The sequence below is a fragment of the Aequorivita xiaoshiensis genome (genome assembly GCF_022008395.1).
GTDB lineage: Bacteria > Bacteroidota > Bacteroidia > Flavobacteriales > Flavobacteriaceae > Aequorivita > Aequorivita xiaoshiensis.
In genome coordinates this window covers 1-1121 of record NZ_JAIRBB010000046.1, presented here as the reverse complement: position 1 = coordinate 1121, position 1121 = coordinate 1, and the positions used below count along the sequence as shown (strand labels likewise).

General features: G+C 40.0%; 1 protein-coding gene. It reads right to left on the bottom strand.

Annotated features, from left to right (window positions below):
- A partial coding sequence (locus K8344_RS13895) for a DUF7507 domain-containing protein (RefSeq protein ID WP_420908358.1) occupies positions 1–1121 on the bottom strand: 1121 nt, incomplete at both ends.

Sequence of the window (1121 nt, the reverse complement as noted above, 5' to 3'; positions counted from 1 at the left end):
CCAGTGTTTTTAACTGAGAAGCTATAGTTGATTACATCACCAACCGCTAGTGTTGAACATCCTGTAGTTGGATCTACTTCAACATCTGAAGTTTTAATAAGCGCGATGCTCGCATCAGTACAGATTAGCACTGTAACTGTATTACTTGTAGCAGTATCTACAGGTCCTAAGGGAGAAACACCATTTACAGTAGCGGTATTCACTATAGATCCTGCATCTATATTATCTTGGTCAACTATATATGTAGCTATAAAAGTCCAAGCTTCACCTACATTTAAAATGCCATCGTTATTTAAATCTCCCGAATCTAAATTAATTGTAACTATTGGGTTTGGAGATTCAAATAATGGGTCTGTAATAACAACATCTTCGATATCTACATCTCCTTCATTTGTTACAACAAACTCATAGTCAATGGTATCTCCAACATTAAAGTTGATACAATCTGTCGTTGCGCTGCTAGTCGATTTAACGATAGACATTTCAGCATTTTGACAAAGGTTTACGGTTTCCGAATCTGATCCTGAAACCGGGAATGGAGTAGATGCCTCAGCCTCTCCATTTACTTCCGCAGTATTTACAACTTGACCGTTAATAATATCCTGTGCAGTAACAACATACGAACCTGTAAACTCCCAGATTTCTGAAACATCAAGCTTGTTGTCACTATTTGTATCCCCCGATGGGCCAGAAATTGTAGCAATCATAGGATCAGTTACTACTACATTACTAATAGGAGTATTACCATTGTTTGTAACCTTGAAAGTATATGAAATGCTCTCGCCAACAGCCAATGGAGTACATCCAGCTGGATTATTCGGGCTGGCTATTTTTTCGATATTGATACCACAGTTGTTTATAGTTAAGGTTACTGGGGTTCTTGTTAAACTAAAGCAACCATTATCATCAACAACGGCCTGCGCATAATATGTAATACTACCAACACTGTTCAGGATTGGAGCAGTAACAACGGAACCACCAGTAGCAGCATCATACCAAACAACCGCCTGACCTCCCGGTACTGTGGCAGTAGCTGTTAATGTCTGAATTGGACTGGCCTCACACTCGGTCTGATCGCCTCCACTAACTGGGGCATCAGGAGCATCCGTAATCGTTAAAGT